Consider the following 16,139-nt stretch of genomic DNA (forward strand, 5'->3'; position numbering starts at 1 on the left):
TCAGTTCCCCTCTACCAATTCGCCCGCTTCCAGCACCAGTCGACGCTGGCAGCGCTGTGCCAGAGTCATGTCATGGGTTACCAGTACCAGGGTCGTCCCCTCCTGGTTGTTGATCTCAAACAGCAGGTCGATAATATGTCCGCCCGTGCGGGTATCGAGATTACCGGTGGGCTCATCTGCAAACAGGATGCGGGGTCGCGCTGCGAATGCCCTCGCGATCGCCACGCGCTGCTGTTCGCCGCCGGACATCTGGCGCGGATAGTGATCCATCCGCTCGCCCAGTTCCACACGCTCAAGGTAGTGCCGCGCCTGTTCTCGGGCATTTGCCTCACCCTTGAGCTCCAGTGGCAGCATCACGTTTTCCAGGGCCGTCAGTGCGGGCAATAACTGGAAGGATTGAAACACAAAGCCCACTTCCCTGCCCCGAAACAGCGCCCGGCCATCTTCGTCCAACTGGCCCAGGTCAGTATCATTGATAATGATACGTCCGGCGCTGGTCTCATCGAGTCCGGCTAGCAGTCCCAATAGCGTGGATTTGCCCGAGCCAGAGGCTCCGACAATGGCCACGGACTCTCCCGACTTGATTTCCAGTGAAATCCCTTTCAGTATCTCCAGCTCGCTCCCAGCCATCGGGACCCTTTTCTGGACATTTTCGGCTTTGATCATGCAACGATTCCTTTACCCCTTCCTACGCTATGCCGCGACGCTTGGTTTACTCGCCCTGTTTACATCGGCTCCCGTCCTGGCCATGGAGCAGCGGCTGCTGGTGCTGGGCGATAGTATCAGTGCGGCCTACGGTATGTCTTTGCAAGAGGGCTGGGTAGCCAAACTCGGTGAACAGCTCACGGCACGAGACCAACCGGTCGCCGTGATCAACGCCAGTATCAGCGGTGAAACCACAGCCGGCGCCCTGCGGCGGTTGCCGGAGCTGCTCAGTGAACACCGGCCTGACGTGGTATTGATAGAGCTGGGGGGCAACGACGGCCTGCGCGGCTTTCCGGTAACAGAATTTCGCACGAATCTGGCACAGCTGGCCACGCTGTCCGCCGACAGCGGCGCTCGCGTGATCATTGTGCCGATGGAGATACCGCCAAACTACGGAGCACGTTACACCGCCAGTTTCCGCGAGGCATTTCCCGAAGTCGCCCACGAAACCAATAGCCTGCTCAGTGCATTTATCCTCGATGGCGTGGCCACCGATCCGGGACTGATGCAGGCCGATGGCATTCACCCCACGGCAGACGCGCAAACCGCGATGCTGCAAAACCTGCTGCCCACCATAGAACGGGCACTGCAGTGAGCACACCGTCAATGTGGGACAAGTTGCTGGCGGAAGATCACGCCCATGTCTGGCACCCCTATGCAGCTGCCAGCGACCCGGGCGTTATCGTCCCTGTCACCAGTGCCAGCGGCGTTCGCCTGCAACTGGCGGACGGCCGTGAACTGATTGATGGCATGGCTTCCTGGTGGTGCGCAATACATGGCTACAATCACCCGGTGATTAACCGTGCCGTGTCTAAACAACTGGAAAAAATGTCACATGTGATGTTCGGTGGCATCACCCACCCGCCGGCAGTGAAACTGGCGAAGATGCTCACCGACCTCACGCCAGCCTCACTTAACCGTGTCTTTTTCAGCGACTCAGGGTCAGTGGCGGTCGAAGTCGCCCTGAAGATGGCCATACAGTACTGGCACGCCAGCGGCCGGCCGGAAAAACAGAAAATGGTTGCCCTGCGTAGTGGCTATCATGGTGACACCTTTGGTGCGATGTCTGTCTGTGACCCGGTAACCGGCATGCATCACCTGTTTGGCGACGTGCTGCCCAAACAGTTTTTTGTTGCCGCTCCCGATGCCGCCTTTGATGCCGAGTGCCCTGAATCCGAGCTGCACGAGATCGGTGACCTGCTCACCGAACACCACAATGACATTGCGGCGGTTATCGTCGAGCCCGTGGTGCAGGGTGCCGGGGGAATGCATTTTTACTCGCCTGACTACCTGCGAAAGCTACGGGCACTGTGTGACGCTTTCGATGTACTTCTGATATTCGACGAGATTGCCACTGGTTTTGGCCGCACCGGAAAGCTGTTTGCGCTGGAGCACGCGCAGGTAGAGCCGGATATTCTCTGCCTCGGCAAGTCACTCACCGGCGGCTACATGACCCTTGCTGCCACACTGTGTAATAGCCGGATAGCAGAGGGTATCAGCGACGGCGAAGCCGGGGCATTCATGCACGGGCCAACGTTCATGGGTAATCCGTTAGCCTGTGCCACCGCGATCGCCAGCATCAAACTGTTGCTGTCACAACCCTGGCAGCGCACCGTGGAGCGCATAGGCAGCGAACTGGCCGCCGGCCTGGCCCCCGCCAGGGAGCTGGACCAGGTCGCGCAGGTGCGCTCCCTGGGCGCCATCGGGGTGATCGAACTCAACAGTCCGGTAGATCTCAGGCAGGTTACGCCGATGTTCGTGGAGCGCGGCGTCTGGGTTCGCCCGTTCGGCAAGCTCATCTATGCCATGCCACCCTATGTCATGAACAGCGAAGATGTGGCCACCCTGACCGCGGCGATGGTCGACGTCGTCGCACAGCTTTAGCGAGGCCAGTGGACCTCCCCCTGCATGAACGTGACACAGCCACCGGTCATCAACACGCGCCCGGCCTTCAATTCACACTGCAGTTCACCACCACGCCTGGAAATCTGTCGGGCATCAAGCCGGGGGCGACCCAGCCGGCCGGCCCAGTAAGGCACCAGCGCACAGTGTGCCGACCCGGTGACCGGGTCTTCATCAACGCCCACAGCAGGCCCGAAAAAACGCGACACAAAGTCAACGCTGGTCCCCGGAGCAGTGACGATAATGCTCTGATCACAGGCCGCCAGCAGTGCTGCAAAATCAGGTGACAGCGCCGCCACCTCCTCTTCACTCTCGAACACATAGAGCCGCTTGGCCGCGCCCTCAACCTGCAGTGCCTGCTGCGGCACGGCACCCAGCGCGGCGCACACCGCCGCATCCACTTCCATTTCAGCGAGTGCGTAGGCTGGAAAATCCAGTGTATATGCACCGTTTTCTCGCCTCACCTGAAGATCACCGGACCGGGTGTTGAAGCGAACCGAGTCGTCGGCGTAGCCCAGATGCTGATAGAGGACGTGTGCACTGGCCAGGGTGGCGTGACCACAGAGATCAACCTCCACCTCCGGCGTAAACCAGCGCAGTGCATACCCCCCTTCGCCAGCGACCAGGTAGGCTGTCTCGGAAAGGTTGTTTTCGCTGGCGACAGCTTGCAGTAGATGGTCTTCGGGCCAGGCATCCAGGGGCATCACCGCGGCGGGATTACCGCGAAAAAGCTCAGTGGTGAAGGCATCGACCTGGTAAATGGGCATTTTCACGTTTCTGACTCCATGGTGGCGTTGTACCGCTTACAGCGCTCTAATATAGTGGTTACTGCGCTCAGCCGACAGGGATAACAATTAAAGAGCATGACCAAGCGAGAACTCACATCGCGGCAGGCCGTTTTTTATCGCGTCATTTTCGGCACGGAAACCAGCGCCGGCAAGTGGTTCGATATCTGCCTGATCCTTGTCATCCTGGCCAGCGTACTCATTGTCATGCTCGATTCTATCGAGTCCTACCATTTGCGCTACGGTGTCCTGCTGCTGCAGATTGAGTGGGGATTTACGCTGCTGTTTACGCTGGAGTATGCCGTTCGACTGTGGTGTTCTCCCAACCGCAAGGCCTATGCCCTCAGCCCCTATGGCGTCGTCGACCTGCTTGCGCTACTGCCGACTTATCTCTCCCTGTTGCTGCCACAGACGGCGCCACTGCTGATCATTCGCATGCTCCGGCTACTGCGCATTTTCCGTGTGCTACGCCTGCTCTCCCTGCTCAATGAAGCCAACATACTCGCCGAGGCCCTGCATCGGGCCGCACGTAAAATTCTCGTCTTCTTCATGATGATGATCATACTGGCAACGATATTCGGCTGCCTCCTGTACGTCGTCGAGGGCCCGGAACACGGATTCAAGAGCATTCCTCACAGCATTTACTGGGCCATTGTGACCATCACCACTGTCGGCTATGGAGACGTGGTACCCATGACAGCGATGGGGCAGTCGATTGCTGCTGTAGGCATGCTCATTGGCTACATGGTTATTGCCATACTGACCGGCATAGTCATTTTTGAGCTGAACAAGCGCGAGAGCCTGGAAGAGCAGACGGAGAAGGAAGAGGCCATAAGGAAGTCTCGCAACTGCACCACCTGCGCCACTGTTGAACACGACCCGAGTGCTCACTACTGCCGTCAGTGTGGCAGTTCACTGCCCGCTCCGGGTCATGCGCCAGAAGACGAGTAACCTCAACGACTCTCCTGCAAGGAAACGTGCAATGAAGCTGCATTCGCTATCACCCCTGCCACTCACCGTTGCCGGACTTTGCGTCGGACTGGCAGCTAACGGCTCCCTGGCACAGCAGGTCCTGGAAGAAGTTGTAGTGACCGCGCAGAAACGCGAACAGAACCTGCAGGACGTACCTGTCGCCGTTTCAGCCTTCAACCAGGCGATGCTGGAGCAATCCGGGGTCAAGGACATGTTCGACCTGCAGACCAACGCACCCAGCCTTGTCGTCACCCAGAGCCAGACCTCGACCACCACGACTTTTTCCATACGCGGCATTTTCACCAGCTCACAGAACTTCGGTCTTGAACCCTCTGTCGGCCTATACGTTGACGGCGTATACAGAGCGCGCCAGGGTTCGATGATCAATAACATGGTTGACGTGGCCAGCGTGGAAATTCTGCGCGGTCCCCAGGGCACGCTGTTCGGACGTAACACGCCGGCGGGCGCCGTCACACTTGCCACGGTCGCGCCTGATTTCGACGGCAGCGGCTTTATTGAGGGTACCGCAGGCAGTTACGGCTTATGGGGTATATCCGGCGGCCAGTCACTCACCGTCGCCGAAGACCGGCTGGCAATGCGCGCTACCGGCTTCATCATGGACCGCGACGGCTACGTGGACATTGTTAACGGCGATCACAACGTCATCAATGACAGGGATCGCTGGGGCGCACGGCTACAGGCGTTGTGGACCCCCTCTGACGACCTCTCCGTTCGCCTTATCGCTGACTATTCGGAGGTTGATGAAGTCTGCTGTGCTGCCGGTTCGTACAAGAATAACTTTGTCGCCCAGAATCTTCCCACCGGATCAGCGGAGAAGTTTGGCACCGATACCAATATCGTTAATCTGGGTGGCACGGTAGTCGATCAACGGGATTTCTTTGATTACGAAGTCAGCGTGGCACGACCACCCCGCTCCAGTAACGAAGACGGCGGACTGTCCATGCAGCTGGACTGGCAGACCAGCAATTTCCTGCTAACCAGCGTCACCGCGTGGCGCCAGCATGACGCTTTCGACGATGCCGATATCGCCTTCACTGACCTCGATGGTGCGTTTCGCATTAACGACGCGCAGCAGAGCCAGTTCACCCAGGAACTGCGTGTCAGTCACAGTTATGAAACCTTCAATTACGTTGCCGGGCTTTACTATTACCAGCAGGACCTGGACAACAACCGGCAGACGATCGTCGGCAGCGACCTGGTCGGCATTGTGGGGCTACCGGCCAATGCGTTTATCGATGGCAGCGGCGCGCTGGACGTCAATAGACAGGAGCACACCAGCTATGCCGCATTCGGGCAGGTGGACTATAACCTGTCCGAGTCACTGGTGCTGACCGCAGGCCTGCGCTGGACCTACGAAGACAAAGACCTGGCCAATACCTACACACAGGACGCGCCAGACGCCTTCAACCCGCTGCTACCCAACTGGGGCTTCTACCTGTTTCCGCCCCTTTCCCCGCAGCCAGACATCAGGGAGAGCTTCGACGACGACCAGGTTACCGGCACTGTCAAGCTGAGCTGGTTCGCCCGGGATGCACTGCTTTTCTACGCCTCCTACGGAACTGGATACAAGTCAGGCGGTATCAACAGCGATCGCATCTCATCGGAGTTTGATGTGGCCTTTGGAGCCGAGTCGTCGGCGTCCTACGAGTTGGGCATGAAAGCGGAATTTCCCCAGCAGGCACTGCGCCTGAATGTCGCCCTGCACAGGACCGATACTGACGACCTGCAAACCAACTCGTTCCAGGGCGGGGGGTTTTTCCTCAGCAATGCCGGAACGGCGGAGACCTATGGCGCCGAAATTGACCTTTTCTGGTTGCCCACGAACAGCACCACGCTGACCCTTGCCTATGCCTACAATCATGGGGAGTACGCGGACTTTGAGAACGGCCCCTGCTGGACGGGCACACCCTGGCACACTAACCAGGCAGACCCCGGACAACAGCAAGATGGCAGTTGCGACCGCAGCGGCGGCGATATCTCCACCAACCCTGAAAATGTGCTGGTACTCACCCTCAACCAGGACATTCGAGTCAGTGCAGACATCAGTGCCTTCCTCTACGGCGAGTATGTTTACACCGATGAGCGCATGACAGACGTCAACAATGACCCGGTGAAATACGACGATGCGTATCACACGCTGAACCTGAGGGCCGGGCTCCTGTTTGAGCAGTACGACACGCTACTGACGCTTTGGGGACGCAACCTGACCGACGAGGACTCCACCGACACCATTGCTGACGCTGTGGCCCAGTCCGGACGCTTTGTTGCCTATTACAAGGAGCCGTTGACCTGGGGAATCTCGTTGCGCAAAGACTTCTAAGCAGCGCCGCTGGCGCCAACTGTCTGAACCGCGGCGCTACTGCTATAATGCGCGCCCTTTTGAGTAGTTGACCGGCGGACGCCATGCCAACCCCAATACACAGTTATCGCAAATACTGGGCCGAGTGCTTCGGCCCGGCGCCGGAACTGCCCACTACCCGGGCGGAGATGGATGCGCTGGGATGGGACAGCTGTGACATCATCATTGTCACCGGTGACGCCTATGTGGACCATCCAAGCTTCGGTATGGCGGTCATTGGTCGCCTGCTGGAAGCACAGGGTTTTCGCGTGGGCATCATCGCCCAACCCGACTGGACCAGCGCCGAGGCGTTCCGGGCACTGGGCAAGCCCAACCTGTTCTTTGGCGTCTCTGCTGGCAACATGGACTCCATGATCAACCGCTATACGGCGGACCGCAAACGCCGCCATGACGACGCCTATACGCCCAATAACGAGGGAGGCAAACGCCCTGACCGGGCCGTGATCGTGTACAGCCAGAGAGTTAGAGAGGCCTACCGTGATGTTCCCCTGATTGTAGGAAGTATTGAAGCCAGTCTTCGACGTATCGCCCACTATGATTACTGGAGCGACAAGATTCGCCGCTCGATTCTCCTCGATAGTCGTGCGGATCTGCTGCTGTATGGCAATGCCGAGCGCGCCATCGTCGATGTCGCACACCGACTGGCGAAGGGAGAACCCGTACAACAGATACGCGACCTGCGCGGCACGGCTTTTGTCTGCAAACGCATTCCCGAGGATTGGAGAGAGATCGATTCCACCTCAATCGACCGCGTTGGTCCTGTGGACAAACTGGTCAGCCCCTATCAGCAGAACAGCCCCGCCGAATGCTCACCTGAGGAAGTGGTCGTCGAACAGGGCGAGGATGTTGTGCGCATCCTGGACCGCGTAGACGATACCCGACCTGCCGTCATACGCATCCCCTCCTATGAACAAGTCAAAAGTGACCCGGCCCTGTATGCACACGCCTCACGCATACTCCACAAGGAAACCAACCCACACAACGCCAGACCGCTGGTACAGGCCCATGGCGACCGGGAGGTGTGGTTGAACAGCCCGCCCATTCCCCTGGAGACGGATGAACTGGACTGGGTATTCGAACTGCCCTTCACCCGCCTGCCGCATAGCCGCTACGGTGATGCCCGCCTGCCGGCCTACGAGATGATTCGTCACTCGGTAAATATCATGCGCGGCTGCTTTGGCGGCTGTACCTTTTGTTCGATCACCGAACATGAGGGACGCATCATCCAGAACCGCTCGGAGGATTCCATTCTCCGCGAGGTCGAGAGGATTCGCGATACCTCCCCCGCTTTCACCGGTGTCATTTCCGACCTCGGTGGCCCCACGGCCAATATGTGGCGCCTGGCCTGCAAAAGCAGGGAAATTGAAGCCAAGTGCCGCAAGCTGAGCTGCGTGTATCCGGGTATCTGCAAGAACCTGAATACTGACCAGAAACCACTGGTGGAGCTTTACCGCAAAGCGCGCGAACTCCCCGGTATCAAGAAGATCCTTATCGCTTCCGGACTGCGTTACGATATCGCCGTGGAGACCCCGGAATACGTAGAAGAGTTAGTTACCCATCATGTGGGTGGTTACCTGAAAATTGCGCCAGAGCATACCGAGGACGGCCCGCTGGACAAGATGATGAAGCCTGGCATAGGGACCTATGACCGCTTCAAGGCCATGTTTGAAAAGTATTCTAAAGCCGCGGGTAAAGAACAGTACCTGATCCCCTACTTCATCGCAGCGCACCCCGGTACCTCTGACCGGGACATGATGAACCTCGCGCTGTGGCTGAAGCGCAACAAGTTCAGGGCTGACCAGGTACAAACTTTCTACCCTTCACCCATGGCAACCGCCACGGCAATGTACTACAGCGGCAAGAACCCCCTGAAACGCATTACCCGCGACAGTGACACCATGCCCACCGTGAGGGGACTGTCCCAACGCCGCCTGCACAAGGCGTTCCTGCGCTACCACGACCCTGAAAACTGGCCGGCACTGCGCAAGGCGTTGAAAAAAATGGGCCGGATTGACCTCATCGGCAATGGCAAAATGCACCTGGTGCCGCCTCGTCAGCCCGGCAAACGCCACGCGGTGGTCACCCAGGGCCGGCCTTTCGCGACCCAGCACAACGGCTTGCCGCGCACGCCCTCTAACCGCTCTCGGCGTAGCAAGCCGCGCTGAGCCCCCGCAGCCGGGGCCGCTGCACCCGGCTGTGACCGTGCGCCGCGGCTTCGATGAAACTTCCTTAACAAACGCCCAACCCACGCGGCGCTTCCAGTATCATACGCTCCAGCCACGGAGACACCATGAACAAGAAATTTCTATACACCACTTCAGCCCTGGCTCTGGGGCTGATACTGGCCTATCTACTTGCCAACAGTGCGCCTGAACGCGAAGTACTGGCCAGCGAACGCAGCTTGCGCACCGTAAGGGCAACCACTGTCAGCGCACAGAGCGAATATCTACAGGTTTTCTCACAGGGCAGTGTGCAACCGCGGACCCAGAGTGAACTGATACCCGAAGTATCTGGTCGAGTTGAGTGGATGTCCCCCTCGCTGGTTGGCGGCGGGTCGTTTCTTACTGGCGATGTGCTGCTGCGCATTGACAGCGCCGACTACAGGAGCGCATTGCAGCGCGCACAGGCCACCAGGGACAGAGCGCAGGTTGAGATGGAATACAGCCGTGATGAGCTCAGGCGCCTGGAAAAGCTGCGAGTAAAAAACCTCGCCAGCCAGTCGCAGCTGGACGACGCCAGCAGAAAAGCACGTATAGCTGAGGCAAACCTTGCTGATAGCGATGCTGCGCTGGCGCAGGCACAGCGAGATCTCAGACGCACTGAGCTGATCGCTCCCTTCGACGGACTCGTGCGTTCGGAAAGCGTTGACCTGGGCCAGTTTGTAGCGCGTGGCACCAGCGTGGCAACCATCTATGCCACAGATTATGTGGAAGTACGCCTGCCCATTGCTGCCGACCAGCTGGATTACCTGGGGGTGGACATTTCTCATCGCGGCACCCTTGCAGCAGGTGGCCGACCAGAAGTCACTCTCTCAGCGCAGTTTGGCAACACACGCAAGATATGGAACGGCGAACTGGTACGCATGGAGGCAGAGATCGATGAGCGCTCGCGAATGATATACGGTGTTGCACGCGTCGACCTGTCCCGGAGTGCGGACGGCACATCGCTTCCCGTGGGGCTGTTTGTACACGCACAAATACAGGGGCAGCGCGTGGAAAACGTGATTCGCCTGCCGCGCTCCGCAATGCGTGACAACGACCAGATCCTGGTTATTGATGATGACAACAGGCTACGTTTTCGCAGGGTTTCAGTACTGCGGCTGGAACATGACGATGTACTGATCAGCAGTGGTCTCACCGGTGGCGAGCGAGTTTGTATCTCTGCCATACAAACGGTGGTTGACGGCATGCACGTCAATCCACTGCTGCAATAAGGCACGCACATGCCAAGAATAATTGCATGGTTCGTATACAACCCGGTAGCCGCCAATCTGCTGATGATGATCCTGGTGGTAGGCGGCCTGCTGGCGCTGCCAAGAACTCACCAGGAAGAGTTCCCCAACATCGAAGTGGATGCGGTACATGTGAAAGTTCCCTACCTTGGCGCCGCACCGGAGGAGGTAGAGTCGGCAGTTTGCGTCCGCATTGAAGAAGCCGTGCAGGGCAGCGAGGGTATAGACACTATTCGTTCCACTGCCTCGGAAGGGTTTTGTTCCGTCATCATCGAGTTAGTGGATGGCGTCGACAAAAACAAGGTCGCCAACGACATAAAGAGTAAGGTCGACGCTATCGACGCCTTTCCTGCAGAGACGGAGAAGCCGGTCACAGCCGAGGTCGCTATATTGGCGACGGTCATGCAGATCGCCGTTGCCGGTAATGCGGATGAGCGCACCCTGAAGCTGGTGGGGACAAAGTTACGCGATGATATCGCCGCCCTGCCCGGCGTATCCCAGGCAACGCTGCTGTATGCGCGCCCGTACGAGATATCTATCGAGGTTTCGGAGCGGACCCTGCGTCGCCATGGCCTGACCCTGCAACAGGTGGGCGATGCAATAGGCCGCAGTTCGCTGGATATCCCGGGTGGCTCTGTGCGCACCGGGGAAGGCGAGATCCTGTTACGCACCATAGGCCAGGCCTATTCGCGCCAACAGTTCGAGGACATCGTGGTGCTGACGCGCAACGATGGCACGACCCTCACCGTGGGTGAACTGGCCACAGTGGTAGACGGCTTTGAAGAGGCCGAGCTTTACTCACGACTGGACCAGCAACCGGCGGTGGGCATCAAGGTATCCAGGGTTGGCAAAGAGGACGTACTGAAAATTGCCGAGCAGGTAAAGGCCTACCTCGATCAGGCGCGACTTGAAGTTCCAGAGGGAATCGACCTGTTGATCTGGCAGGACGAGTCCCAGGACCTGGTTGACCGTCTGGACACGCTTACCAAAAACGCTCGCAGCGGATTGCTGCTGGTGCTATTGATCCTGACCCTGTTCCTGCGCTTTCGACTGGCACTCTGGGTCGCCGCCGGCATCCCTGTTGCCATGTTGGGGACAGTAGCTCTGTTCCCGCTATTTGATATCTCCATCAGCACCATGTCGGTAATGGGCTTTATTCTTGTTCTGGGTATTCTGGTTGACGATGCCATCGTCATCGGCGAGCGCGTTTACACTCACGAGCAGATGGGCAAGGACCGCAACACCGCAGCGATCGACGGCGCGAAGGAAGTATCGGTGCCAGTCATTTTTGGCGTACTGACGACCATGGCGACCTTCCTGCCGATCGTCAACATTCCGGGTGAGATGGGCGACTTCTTCGTAGCAATCGGGCTTACCGTGATCATCGCGCTGTTTTTCAGTGTGGTGGAGTCCCAAATGATTCTTCCTGTACATCTGGCACACCGCAAGGCAGAGAAAACCAAGGGAGACAATGCCCTGTTAAATCGCTGGCTGGACTTGCAGGATACGCTGTCCAACAGCCTGCAGGTGGTGGCCGTTCGCTACTACCAGCCAGCCGTGGAGAGAGCACTCGCATGGCGCTACCTTACCGCAGTGATCGGTATTATTGTTCTTGCCCTCACCCTGTCGCTGTTCGCCAGCGGGCGCATGGTATTCCAGTTTTTCCCCGATGTTGAGGGAACGCGACTCTATGCCGTGGTGACCCTGCCGGAAGGCACCCCCATAGAGCGCACCGAATCGGCGGTAAGACAGTTGGAAGACGCCGCAGAGACGCTGCGTGCAGAGCTGGATGCAGAGCTGCAACCCGGTGAAGCCAGCAAGATCAACCACATTTTCGCGGTATTGGGCGGCCTTATTCCCAAGGGTTCGCTGAACCTGTCTGCGGGCGGCCAAAGTAATATTGCCGAAGTCGGCATCGAATTGAACCTGCCGGCTGACTACAGCGGCTACTCTACCAGCCATTACGCAAATCGCTGGCGAGAACTCACCGGCAGCATTCCCGACGCTATTGAACAGCGCTTTGATGCCTCCGCATTCGCGGCAGGTGATGCCATCGATATTGAACTTTACGGCAAGGATTTCGACGAACTGCGTTCAGTGGCAGCGGAGTTGCGCGCAGCACTGGAAACATACAATGGCGTGGTGGACATCACCGACACGTTCCGCGCTGGCAAGCAGGAAGTGCAGCTTCAGCTGTTGCCTGAGGCACGTAGCCTGGGCCTGACACTGCACGACCTTGGCACACAGGTACGCCATGCCTTCTATGGGTATGAAGCGCAGCGCATCCAGCGTGGCAAGGACGACATAAGGGTAATGGTGCGCTATCCCGAGGAACAACGTCGCTCATTGGGCGACCTGGAGGCCATGCGCATACGTACCAGCGAAGGTGTCGAAGTGCCGTTCAGCAGCGTTGCTAGGGTCAACCTTGATCGTGGATACACCACCATAAACCGCGTGGATGGCCAACGGGTCGTGCGGGTCATTGCCGACGTCGACCGATCGGTAACCACTCCGGAAAGCGTGCTCGACTCCCTGGCCAAGCGTGAACTGGCCGACATCCTCGATCGTCACCCCGGCGTCACCTACAGCCTGGCGGGCGAGGCAGAATCACGCAGTGAATCCATGGGCGGATTAGTCGCTACTGCGCTGCTTGCACTGCTGGTCATCTATGCGCTGCTGGCCATTCCGCTGCAATCCTATCTGCAACCACTGGTGATCATGAGTGTGATTCCCTTCGGTGCCGTTGGGGCAATAGTGGGCCACCTGATAATGGGCATAGACCTGGTATTCTTTTCGCTGCTGGGCATTGTGGCTTTATCAGGGGTGGTGGTGAACTCCAGCCTGGTGTTGGTTGATTACATCAACAAGCAGCGGCAATCCGGGCAGGACCTGCTTTATGTGGTCAGTCATGCTGGCAGCGTGCGCTTTCGCCCGATAATCCTGACCAGTGTCACCACTTTTATCGGTCTGGCACCAATGATGATGGACAACACCATTTCGCTGACCATGTTCGTGCCGATGTCCGTATCCCTGGGCTTTGGTGTATTGATGGGTACCGCCATCACACTATTCCTGGTGCCCTGCCTGTACCTGATTCTCGAGGATCTTTTACACCTGGCGGGGCGGCGTCCTGCCCCCGGCGACGAGACCACAACCTACATTGGGGGTATAGAGACCAACTAATACCTGCTCAGCAGCATGTCACGCGTCATCTCGCGCGGCCTGGCGACCCGCCCGGCGGCGGGTGTGAGCCGTTGCCGTCGCGACCAGCGGATCATCCGGCCAGGGATGCTTTGGATAGCGCCCTTTCATCTCCTTCTTGACCTCCTGGTAGCTGCTGCGCCAGAAGCCGGCCAGGTCCTGGGTGACCTGCAGGGGACGCTGCGCCGGTGACAGCAGGTGCACCTGCAACGGCACTTGACCACCAGCCACCGTGGGCGTCTGCTCACAACCAAACATTTCCTGGAGTTTGACTGCCAGCACCGGTGGGTCCTGGGCATAATCAACGACGATGTTGGAACCCGAGGGTACGCTGAGTCGTTCCGGGGCCAAACGCTCAAGTTCCAGTGGCAGCGGCCAGGCCAACTTCGCATGCAAAATTTTCTTGAGGTCCAGTTTGCGAAAGTCATCCAGCCGATTTACATCGCCCAGGTAGGGTAGCAGCCAGTCTTCCAGCGAATCCAGCAGGTGGTCGTCGCCCAGGTCCGGCCAGGGGTTGTCTATTTCACCCAGGTTGATCCGATGCAGCAATTGCACCCTACTGCGCCACTGGCGGAGAGAGTCCGTCCAGGGCAGCATATCCAGGCCCTTGCGGCGGACAACGCCCAGCAAAGCGATGCCACGGGCTTCTTCAGAAATCTCAGTCAGCGGCTCGCTGCCAATCTCGATCATACCCACGAGTCGACGACGCTGTGCGGTAAAACGTTCCAGTCGCACATCCCACTCCACCCTATCCTCTTCGTTCACCAGAGGCGCCAGCGCCTCGCTGAAGCAGGACGGGTTAAGGGCGGCGGCGCTATAGATTCGATCCGCAGAACTGCCTGCCTGCCCGCCAATTTCTGCCGTTGCCAGCCACTCCTCACGAGCGAGTTCGTCCCCTGACGGCACACGCGCGGAGCGCCCGTTTGCCAGTTGATAGTCTTCACTGCTAGCGGCGCGCCGACGGGCTATGCGATCCGGGTAGGCACTTGCCAGTAACACTCCCATCACGTCATCGCTGTCCAGGCCCATGGCGAAACGCTTTGGCTTGTGTACCTCGGAGGCAATGCGCGCATAACGCCGCGCCAGTTGCCAGGTGCGACGAAACCAGCCCTCTGCGCTCGCCGGACACGGCTGCTCGCCCATCAGCACAGCAATGATCTGGCCCAGGTCGATACCAGTGCCGGCCAGCGGATGACGTTCCGCGAGTACAGCAGCCAGCAGGCACGCCGTTTCCGTGGCATGAATGTCGCAGGCAACCAGCAGCATGTGCGCGAGGCGGGGATGCAGCGGCATCTGTGCCAAACGAACCCCGTGCGGTGTCAATTGCGGCCTGCCATGCTCATTACTGTACATGGCGCCGATCTGCCCGAGGATGTCCAGGGCCTGGTTCCAGGTTGCCGCGGGTGGCGGGTCAAGCCAGGCCAACTCTGCAGGATCACTGACGCCCCAGGCGAGCAGTTGCAGGACCATGGGGGCGAGATCTGCATGCAATATCTCCGGGGCAGCCTGGGCACTGAGGCGCCCGTGCTGCTCCTGCGACCAGAGTCGATAGCAGTGGCCTGGGCCCAGCCGGCCCGCCCTACCCTGGCGCTGCTCAGCGGAAGCGCGCGAGACACGCCGGGTTGTCAACCGGGTCATACCGGTAGCGGGGTCAAAGAACGCCTCTCGTACCAGACCTGAATCGACCACCGCCGAGATGCCCTCAATGGTCAAACTGGTCTCTGCTACATTGGTAGAGAGTACAACTTTGCGTTGTCCCGCCGGAGCGGGCGCGATGGCCCGCGACTGCTTTGCCATACTCAGACCACCATACAGTGGCGCCAGCAGCACGCCTTCATGGTGATCATCATCAAGGGCGCGGGCCAATTCGCGCCCCACGTTATTGATCTCGCGTTGACCGGGCAGGAAGACCAGTACACTGCCCTCCTGTTCGCGCAGAGCCTTGCGCACCGCCGAGACAACTGCGGGCGCCAACGGATCTTGCAGGCGATGCGTTCTTCCGTAATGCGTTGTAACGGGATACTGCCTGCCTGCTGATGTGATTAACGGCGCATTGGCCAGCAACCCGGAGACCGCGTCGCCATCCAGGGTCGCCGACATCACCAGTAGTTTCAGCGCCGGCCCTTCCCTGAACAGTTCGCGACCTTGCAGGCAGAGGGCGAGGCAGAGGTCAGAATCCAGGCTGCGTTCGTGAAACTCATCGAAAATAACCAGACCAACCCCTTCCAGGCCTGGATCGGACTGCAGGCGCCGGGTGAGGATACCCTCGGTAATCACTTCGATACGGGTTGCGTCGCTGGTACGGGTATCCAGGCGGATACTGTAGCCCACCGTCTGGCCGACCTCTTCGCCCAATAACTGCGCCATACGCCCCGCAGCAGCCCGGGCAGCCATTCGCCTGGGTTCCAACATCACGATCTTGCGACCCTGTAACCAATCCTGGTCCAGCAACGCCAGCGGCACGGCGGTGGTCTTACCGGCTCCCGGAGGCGCCTGCAGCACGGCCTCGTCAGCGATCTGCAGGCTGTCCTGTAATTCTGTGAGAATGTCGCTGACCGGCAGGTCCTGGAACGTTTTTTCGTACATCGGCAGATATTAACTTAGGGCGCGTGTGCAGGCCATGAAAACTAGTGCTACCTGCGTCCCGCAGCGCCGTGGCTGCTCAAGAAATGACCGCTATCCTTGCGCGCAGCAATTATGCGTCACCAATACACCGGTACCGGCCACGGGCAGGCTGCTGCGC

Annotated in this window: 10 protein-coding genes; 7 read left to right on the top strand and 3 right to left on the bottom strand. The window is 58.9% G+C overall.

Annotation, left to right across the window (positions count from 1 at the left end; translation table 11 throughout):
* A complete protein-coding gene (locus C0039_RS17460) occupies positions 1–666 on the bottom strand; it encodes an ABC transporter ATP-binding protein (protein ID WP_101518798.1) in 666 nt (221 codons plus the stop codon).
* Here C0039_RS17460 and C0039_RS17465 point away from each other — a divergent pair.
* Together C0039_RS17465 and bioA are read left to right on the top strand one after the other, a co-directional pair.
* Positions 665–1,300: an arylesterase gene (locus C0039_RS17465; protein WP_076001111.1), complete on the top strand. Its 636-nt coding sequence runs from the start codon at positions 665–667 to the stop codon at positions 1,298–1,300. The genes C0039_RS17460 and C0039_RS17465 overlap by 2 nt on opposite strands.
* Positions 1,301–1,311: 11 nt before the next feature.
* The gene (gene bioA, locus C0039_RS17470) at positions 1,312–2,589 is read left to right on the top strand and encodes an adenosylmethionine--8-amino-7-oxononanoate transaminase (protein ID WP_101518799.1); all 1,278 of its coding nucleotides are present in this window, start codon (positions 1,312–1,314) and stop codon (positions 2,587–2,589) included.
* Here bioA and C0039_RS17475 read toward each other — a convergent pair.
* Positions 2,586–3,374 carry a PhzF family phenazine biosynthesis protein gene (locus tag C0039_RS17475; RefSeq protein ID WP_243391652.1) on the bottom strand — a complete coding sequence of 263 codons (789 nt, stop codon included), beginning with the start codon at positions 3,372–3,374 and terminating at the stop codon, positions 2,586–2,588. The two genes, bioA and C0039_RS17475, sit on opposite strands and share 4 nt — an antisense overlap.
* 96 nt (positions 3,375–3,470) lie before the next feature.
* On the opposite strand from C0039_RS17475, the gene C0039_RS17480 reads away from it, so the two are divergent.
* The 5 genes from C0039_RS17480 to C0039_RS17500 all read left to right on the top strand — a co-directional run bounded on the left by C0039_RS17480 (position 3,471) and on the right by C0039_RS17500 (position 13,378).
* Positions 3,471–4,343, top strand: coding sequence for an ion transporter (locus tag C0039_RS17480; protein WP_076001108.1), 873 nt, complete (start codon positions 3,471–3,473; stop codon positions 4,341–4,343).
* A gap of 31 nt (positions 4,344–4,374) precedes the next feature.
* Positions 4,375–6,705, top strand: coding sequence for a TonB-dependent receptor (locus C0039_RS17485; protein WP_076001107.1), 2,331 nt, complete (start codon positions 4,375–4,377; stop codon positions 6,703–6,705).
* A gap of 83 nt (positions 6,706–6,788) precedes the next feature.
* Positions 6,789–8,909 (top strand): YgiQ family radical SAM protein, encoded by a 2,121-nt coding sequence (locus C0039_RS17490; protein WP_076001106.1) that lies wholly within the window; start codon positions 6,789–6,791, stop codon positions 8,907–8,909.
* Between the two features lie 125 nt (positions 8,910–9,034).
* The gene (locus tag C0039_RS17495; protein WP_076001105.1) at positions 9,035–10,177 is read left to right on the top strand and encodes an efflux RND transporter periplasmic adaptor subunit; all 1,143 of its coding nucleotides are present in this window, start codon (positions 9,035–9,037) and stop codon (positions 10,175–10,177) included.
* A 9-nt stretch (positions 10,178–10,186) separates the two neighbouring features.
* Positions 10,187–13,378 (top strand): efflux RND transporter permease subunit, encoded by a 3,192-nt coding sequence (locus tag C0039_RS17500; RefSeq protein ID WP_076001104.1) that lies wholly within the window; start codon positions 10,187–10,189, stop codon positions 13,376–13,378.
* A gap of 18 nt (positions 13,379–13,396) precedes the next feature.
* Here the strand turns inward: C0039_RS17500 and hrpB are convergent, their stop codons facing one another.
* A complete protein-coding gene (gene hrpB, locus C0039_RS17505; RefSeq protein WP_101518801.1) occupies positions 13,397–15,982 on the bottom strand; it encodes an ATP-dependent helicase HrpB in 2,586 nt (861 codons plus the stop codon).
* Positions 15,983–16,139 lie beyond the last annotated feature (157 nt).

This window comes from Pseudohalioglobus lutimaris (assembly GCF_002866825.1).
Taxonomy (GTDB): domain Bacteria; phylum Pseudomonadota; class Gammaproteobacteria; order Pseudomonadales; family Halieaceae; genus Halioglobus; species Halioglobus lutimaris.